This is a genomic window from Microbispora sp. NPDC049125 (assembly GCF_040802045.1).
Taxonomy (GTDB): Bacteria; Actinomycetota; Actinomycetes; order Streptosporangiales; family Streptosporangiaceae; genus Microbispora.
The window spans coordinates 37,957-44,957 of record NZ_JBEZDW010000054.1 but is presented as its reverse complement, the minus strand read 5'-3'; the positions used below and the strand labels follow the sequence as shown (position 1 = coordinate 44,957).

Annotated in this window: 5 protein-coding genes and 1 pseudogene; 3 read left to right on the top strand and 3 right to left on the bottom strand. The window is 69.5% G+C overall.

Annotated elements, in window-relative coordinates; translation table 11 throughout:
* Window positions 1–2,123 (bottom strand): annotated as a pseudogene (locus AB0B72_RS37305) (hypothetical protein); the annotation flags it as partial.
* Window positions 2,124–2,603: 480 nt separating this feature from the next.
* On the opposite strand from AB0B72_RS37305, the gene AB0B72_RS37300 reads away from it, so the two are divergent.
* From AB0B72_RS37300 to AB0B72_RS37290, 3 genes are all read left to right on the top strand, one after another.
* Window positions 2,604–3,482 carry an N-acyl homoserine lactonase family protein gene (locus AB0B72_RS37300; RefSeq protein WP_367744279.1) on the top strand — a complete coding sequence of 293 codons (879 nt, stop codon included), beginning with the start codon at window positions 2,604–2,606 and terminating at the stop codon, window positions 3,480–3,482.
* 74 nt (window positions 3,483–3,556) lie between these two features.
* Window positions 3,557–4,045, top strand: a complete 489-nt coding sequence (locus tag AB0B72_RS37295; protein WP_367744278.1) for an SRPBCC family protein — start codon at window positions 3,557–3,559, stop codon at window positions 4,043–4,045.
* A 180-nt stretch (window positions 4,046–4,225) separates the two neighbouring features.
* Window positions 4,226–4,690, top strand: coding sequence for a MarR family winged helix-turn-helix transcriptional regulator (locus AB0B72_RS37290; RefSeq protein ID WP_367744277.1), 465 nt, complete (start codon window positions 4,226–4,228; stop codon window positions 4,688–4,690).
* A 167-nt stretch (window positions 4,691–4,857) separates the two neighbouring features.
* On the opposite strand, the gene AB0B72_RS37285 is transcribed toward AB0B72_RS37290, so the two are convergent.
* Both AB0B72_RS37285 and AB0B72_RS37280 read right to left on the bottom strand, forming a co-directional pair.
* Window positions 4,858–5,790: a trans-aconitate 2-methyltransferase gene (locus AB0B72_RS37285; protein ID WP_367744276.1), complete on the bottom strand. Its 933-nt coding sequence runs from the start codon at window positions 5,788–5,790 to the stop codon at window positions 4,858–4,860.
* A 194-nt stretch (window positions 5,791–5,984) separates the two neighbouring features.
* Window positions 5,985–6,986 (bottom strand): helix-turn-helix transcriptional regulator, encoded by a 1,002-nt coding sequence (locus tag AB0B72_RS37280; protein ID WP_367744274.1) that lies wholly within the window; start codon window positions 6,984–6,986, stop codon window positions 5,985–5,987.
* Between the last annotated feature and the right edge of the window lie 15 nt (window positions 6,987–7,001).

Here is a 7,001-nt window from a genome sequence, read left to right as displayed (position 1 = left end):
TGGGCGTTGATGACCAGGCGGGTCAGGCGTGAGGTGCGGGCCAGGCGGTGGATGTCGCTGATCGGCAGCAGATGCCCGGTAGCGATCAGCAACCCGGGCGCGAGCCGATCCGGGGCATGCCCACACGTACGACACGCATCCGCAGACGCCCCGGTGCCCGAAGATGCTCCGGCGTCCGCTGACCCGCCGGTACCCGCACGCGCGCCAGCACCTGCACGTGTGTCCCGGTTCGCGTGTTTCCCGCTTCCCACACCCGCATCTTCGCCCGTGCCCGTGCCCGTGCCCGTGTCTGTGCGCGGGCCGGTGCGCGTGCCGGCGCCCACGCCGGTGCTGCTGCCCGCGCGTGTGCCTGTGTCCGGTTGTGGGTGATCGTGCCCAGGCGGGGATGCCCCGCCGGGTGGTGCCTGCTGACGGGAGTACCCCCCGGGTGGCCGGGTGTGATCGTGTCCGGGCTCGGGGGAGCGGGGGTGTTCGGGCTGATGGGGTGGGGTGTCCGGCTGGAGGGGCGGGGTGGGGATCGACTCGGCGGGCTGGCCGGACTGGCCGGGCTCGGTGGGGCTGGCGGGTCCAGTGGTCGAGGCGTCGGTGGCTGCGCCGTCGGCGCGAGGCCCGGCGGTCGGGCTGGGGGCCGGGTCGGGGGTGGCAGTGGGCGGCTCGTCCGGGGTGCGGGCAGGGTGGGCGGTCTCCTGCCGGAGGCCGTCGTCGTCCTGCTGCCGGGGGCCGTCACCCTGCCAAGGGTCGTCCTGCTGTTGGGGGCCGTCCTCATCCTGCCGGAGGTCGGAGTCTTGCCAGAGGGCGTCGCCATACTGTTGGGGTTCGGTGTCGTTGCTGTCGTCCATGCTGGGTGCGGTCACGTCGTCGGGCATGGATTCGGCGCGGACCAAGATCAGCAACTCGCTGGAGACCTTCTTGGTCAGCAAAGCGGCGAACGCGTCAGCCTGGCGCACCCGCAAAGGCCGGTCGTCGTCTTTGTCCTTGGGACGGGCGTAGGCCGTCATGAACTCCACCAGCGCGGCGGACGCCTCCCGCGCAAGGCGGAACTCCCCCTCCACCCCACCGGTACGCGACTGCCGCAACAACAAAAACCGAGCGGCGTAATCGTCGTCGCACTCCTTGTCCAGCGTCCCCGGATTCAGCAACTCCCGCAGATATCGGCCGACCTTGGCGATCTCCGCCGGAGAACCGTTCCCGGCCAACTCCGCCACGATCGGCTCAGCCCGCACCGCGTCCTCGTCACTCAACTTGGCCGTCACCGCCGTGATCGCCTCCACCGACCCCTCCGGCAACAGACCCAGAGCAAACCGCTCCCGGATCACCGGCAGACGAGCCAACTCCACGGCCATCCGCATCAGCTGAGCCGCACCCCCCTTCCCCATCCCCGGCCCGACCCTCCCCACCGGCCCCCCGCCAGCACCGACCGCATCACCGCCGACGGACGCGCCTGCCGTGCGGTCCGCAACAGTGCCGCCCGCACCGGGAGAGAGGAGATCGGCAGTGGCCAGGCCGCTGGCGGAGTCGCGGACGGCCGGGTCTGTGGTGGCCGGATCGGGAGTGGCGGGGTCTGTGGTGGCCGGGTTTGTGGTGGCCGGGCTGGGAATGGGCGTGCTGGAGCGGAGCCAGGTGCCGGTGGAGGCATGCCCGTGCGCCTTGGCCTCACCGGTCACGTGCACCCGCTGCACCCGGGCGGCCAGCGCCGAGGTCACCAGATCTCGCGCCCGTATCAGCGTCTCCGCCTCATCCAGGCACAGTGCTGGACTGTCCGGCACACCGGCAACCGCCAACCGCCCGGCGATCCGCAACAACTCGCTCGCCAGCACCCCCGACCCCGTCGCCCTAACACCAGCGTCGCCGACACTGGTGCCGACGGGTTCGCCGATCGCATCACCGGCGACTGACCGCTCACCGCCGGGCGATCCGCCCACCGGAACGCCGCCACGAGCGTTGTGGTCATCTCTGCCGGGCGAGGCGAAATACGGATCGAGCGGGGTGCCCTTCAACAACTCCGGGACCGCCCCGTTCACACCGGCGCCAGTGCCGACGCCGTCGGCGAAGGCGAAGGAGAAGGCCGGAACGGGTGAGGAGTGCTCCTCGGCCGAACAGTCATCGATCGAACCAACTGACACCCCCGAGCACCCCCTTCACCCCGCCGGAACGGTCCAACAACCCCCACGCTATCGACCGCCACCGACAAAACCCGGTGCAAAGCACGGGCATAAGACCAGGTCACAAGCGCCGCGCAAAAGATCTACCGAACGACTGGACCCCGTCTCCGAGCTGCTGGGGAGCGTTTCGAAACGGCCCCACGCCCGCTCCCCGAACGGCAGGACCCGAACGACCCCACGCCCGCTCCCCGAACGGCAGGACCCGTATGGCAGGAACCGTATGGCTGGGGAGGGGCCGCCGCGGGTGGCGAGCCGTCGGCGGCTCCCGGAACCCGCGGGCGCGGATGGCGCGGCACGGCTCATCGGTGCGCCGTTCAGCAGGAACGTGACCTGCTCAGGCAAGCCGGCCCGCACAATGCACCGGCGCGGGAGGAATCTTGACGCTCATATCTATGTCGTGTAATTTAATGACACGACATAGAACTCCCTGGGAGACCTCAAATGAACACTCCGGCAGATCCGATCAAGCGTGTCTCCGTGGTCAGCACCGGCTCGGTGTCCATCCGGCCAGAGCACGTCGGGCCGACATGGAAGAACCTCTACTTCTGGCTGTTCACCTCGACACGGTGGACCACCCCTCGTCCGATCAACGTCTATGTGATCGAGCATCGTGAAGGCGTTGTGCTCTTCGACACCGGGCAGGACCGCGCGTCCGTGACCGACCCCGGCTACTTCCCGGGAGGGCTCAACGGGCTGATCTACTCACGCCTCGCGAAGTTCGCCGTCGAACCGGACGAGACGCTCACGGCCGGGCTGTCGAGGCTGGGGTACGCCATCGACGACGTGGGCACTGCGGTGCTCTCCCACCTGCACCAGGATCACATCGGCGGGCTGCCGCTGCTCGGCCACGCCGACATCGTCACCAGCCATGACGAGTGGGAGTCCCTGCAGAAGCGAATGCCGGAGGCACGTGGCCTGATGCCGTCGCACATCGACCTGCCGGGGCTGAACTGGAAGCGGATCACACCTGAACCGCTCGCGGATCCGGCGGTGGCCCCCTTCAGCACCGGCCACGATCTGTTCGGCGACGGAAGCCTCCTGCTCCTGCCCACTCCGGGGCACACCCCCGGATCGCTCTCAATGCTGATCCGTCGCCCAGGCCACGCGCCGCTGATCCTGGTGGGCGATCTCACCTACGACGCCGACCTCCTGGCCGCCGGCCAACTGCCCGGCGTGGGGAACAAGAAGCAGATGCGTGACGCGGTGGGCAAGGTGAACGCCTTGCGGGCCGCGATGCCCGGTCTGACGGTTCTGGCCGCCCACGACCCCGGGGCGGCCGGTCGCCTCGCCGAGACCCTCAGCCACGAGCGGAGCGCGTGAGCGCTGGAGGTGCCTCAACGCCGGCCGCCATCGATCCGGCGTGACCCAGGCAAGGCTCACCAAGGAGTAAAGCCATGATCAGCGAATTCTTCAGATCCTCGCGAACAGAAAGAAAAGTGCATTTCACCAACGCCTTGCGCATCGAGCGTCCGGTCAGCGCGGTCTTCGACTATCTGGCCGATCTGCGCAACCTTCCCGCCTGGAACTACGCGATCCGCGAGACCCGACCCGTCACGCCAGGACCGGCCGGTCTCGGGAGCGTTTATCAGCAGTTGCGCAGCCTCCCCCGGCCGATGCGGGAACAACTTGAAATCGTCGAGTACGAGCCCGGCCGCCGCCTCGTCATAGAAGGCGGCTTCGGCCTCCTCCAAGGACGCTCAATCTACGATCTGGAGGAGGCCGCCACCGCGACGAACCTGGTCAACGAGATCGAGCTCGAAGCCGGGGCCCGGAACGCGCCGGGCGGACTGGTGACCCGCGGCATAGCGCACGCCGTCGCGCGCAATCTCCGCGTCTTGAAGGACATCCTCGAAGCGCATGACCAGGGAACGGGATCACGGTGACGGCTACCTGGGGTGGAACCGCCCCGGGACCCCACACCGGCCTGTCTCCTGCTACGGGCGGCGGCCCCGGACAGGCCGATGACACGTCATCATCTGACATAGCATGCGTGCGAGAGCGTACGGGTGACGGCCGCAGGGCGCGCCACCTGAGAGTTTTCCGCTGAGAGAGGATCCGGCACGGTGAGGGACGCTGAGGAGTTTCGCTACCTTGTCTTGGCCGTGCAGCGAGAGGGCAACCGCATGCTCGCCGCCGCGCTCCGCCCGCTCGGCCTCACGCCGTCTCAGGCCGAGGTGGTGAGCGTCCTCGACGACCGCGGGCATCTCACCCTCTCCGGGCTCGGTGAGTTGCTCGTATGCGAGTCGGGGGCCAATCCGAGCAGGCTGGTGGACCGGCTCGTGACCGCCGGGCTCGTCGAGCGGACGACCAGCGCGAACGACAGACGGCACGTCACACTGACACTCACCGCGGCGGGCAGGCAACTGGCCGAGCGCGTCCAAGCGGTCCAGGACGGCCTGCACGAAGCGCTCGAGGAAATGCTCGCCGGGCAGCCGGTCGCGCCTACGCTGACCACGCTTCGAGCCGTGGCCTCCCACTTCCCCGCCGGAGAAACGGTGCGCCGGCGCAAGGAGGCCGCAGCCCCTTAGGTTCTGGGGACCGTGGCCCGGCTCGCCCGATCAGTGCCCGAGCCCGCCTTCGCCGAGCAGAGGCGCACACACGTCCGCCGCCTGCTGAACGGCTTCACCGCCTGACGACTCCGCCACTCGATCAAGGCGAGCCGGGCCGAAACGCCGACAGCCCGGTCACGCACCAGTCACCGAGCTGCGCGCATGCCCGTGAAGACCGTGGTGGCGGCCAGAAGGAAGGCGTCTGACCGGCGCATGATGCCCTCCGGCGCGTCAGGATCGAGCAGTACGTCGAGTGTCTTGCCGTCCTCCACGTCCGCCGGCTCGCTCAGCGTCTCTCGCAGCCGGGTCAGATGTGTGTGCAGGTAGGCGCGGGCCGTCTGTCCCAAAGGTGCCGGCAGGTCGAGAAGGGAAGTGAAGCTGCCGACTCCGGTGAGCCCGGCGCGGCCGAGCATCGCCGGCCAGTCCTCGACCACGCCGGTGCTGCCGGGCAGATCGGCTCGCATGGTCTCGAACCAGTGCTCCTGGGCCGCGTCGAGCCGGGCCTGCAGGCCCGGCCTGCCGATGCCGATGTCGCGTGGGAGGAAGCGCATGGGCAGGCCGCCCTCCGCTACGGCGAGCAGCCCGCCGGGCCTCAGCAAACCGGCGAGCTTGTTCAGGGCGCCCTGCTGGTCGCCGAGATGGTGCACCGCCCTGCTGCTCCAGATCAGATCCGCCGCGCCGAGGCCGCCTTCCCCGTGCTCGTCACCGCCGTCCAGGTCCTCGGGCAGCTGTGCGTGCCGGACGGCCACCCTGCCGCCGAGGCCCAGCCGCTCGGCGCGGGCCAGCACGCGGTCCAGCAGCCCGGGCGTGCCGTCCACCGCGACCACTTCGACGTCCGCGAAGACCTCGGCCAGCACGCAGGTCATCACGCCCGGCCCGCTGCCGATGTCGAGGACGCGCCGGATCTCCCTGTCCGGGCCGAGCAGATCCCTCAGACGGGCCGCCGTCCGGCGGAGGACCGGGAGCTGCAGCTCGCCGCCGTGCTCCAGCTGGGTGGCCATGACCTCCCAGTCGATGTCGGTGTGTCCGTGACCGTGACCATGTCCGTGTCCGTGTCCGGAATCGTTGTGTGGGCTCATGCCGAGGAGGGTGCACCCGCCGCCAGACGGACGGCAAATCCTGTTGCCGTTTCTGGAATCCGGGCCGCATACGCTTGTCTCCGCTCGTTTCCCTCGAGTAGACGATGGGCACCGACTCATCCTCCCAATCCACAGCGCAGACCAGCGATTGATCCGCTGATGTCCGATTTTCCGGGCCGCCGCAGCGGGGCGGATCAACCTACACCGGGGGGCATGTCCGGGAGTGCAGGACTGGCCGGGCCCGCCGATCTGCCGACGGCTTGGAGAAAGCGTGTGCCCCAATCTCTCAGATGATCGACGAATTCCGGCGGTTGGAGCACCTCGAATTCGGCGCCGAGATTGCCCAGCGCTTGCGTGGGCCAGTCCAGACTGGTGGAGATCATCGTCAGCCGGCAGCGATGGTGGCCGGCCGGTTCGACCTCGCCCCATTGGCCGACCATCCGGCGCACCTGCTCTGCGGGTGCGTGAACCAGCACGACGACGGTGTGAGCGGTCGGGACCTGGGTCACGGTGCGGACGAACGCGGCGGCGTCCCCGCCGGGCAGTGGCCGTGGCAGGAAGGCGGAGCCGGTGTTGCGCGGCTGGGCCAGCCGGTCGAGGCGGAAACTGCGCCAGTCGTGTCTGGTCAGGTCGTAGGCCACCAGATACCAGCGGCCCCCGAGCGCGACGAGACGATGGGGTTCCACCTCGCGTTCTGTTTGCGCGCCGCCGCGGGTGGTGTAGTGGAAGCGCAGCCGTTCCTGGTCCCGGCACGCCTGGGCGATCATCGTCAGCACCTCCGCCGGGATGACCGGCCCGGAGGAGGCCGCAGAGACGGTCATCGAGCGCAGCGCGTTCACTCTGGCACGCAGCCGGGGTGGCAGGACCTGCACCACCTTGGTCAGCGCGCGCACCGCCGCCTCGTCCAGCCCGGCGATGCCGCTCTGCGCCGCGTCTCCCATGCCGACCGCCAGCGCGACTCCTTCCTCGTCATCCAGCAGCAACGGGGGCAGCACGGCCCCGGGCTCCAGTTGATAGCCGCCGTCGGTGCCCCGGGAGGCGTGTACCGGATACCCCAGCTCGCGCAGGCGGTCGACGTCCCGGCGCAGCGTGCGTTCCGACACCCCGAGACGAGCGGCCAGATCCGCGCCCGGCCAGTGGCGGTGTGTCTGCAGCAACGACAGCAGCGTGAGCGTCCGGGAACTCGTGTTGGCCATGTCACCATTCTCTGA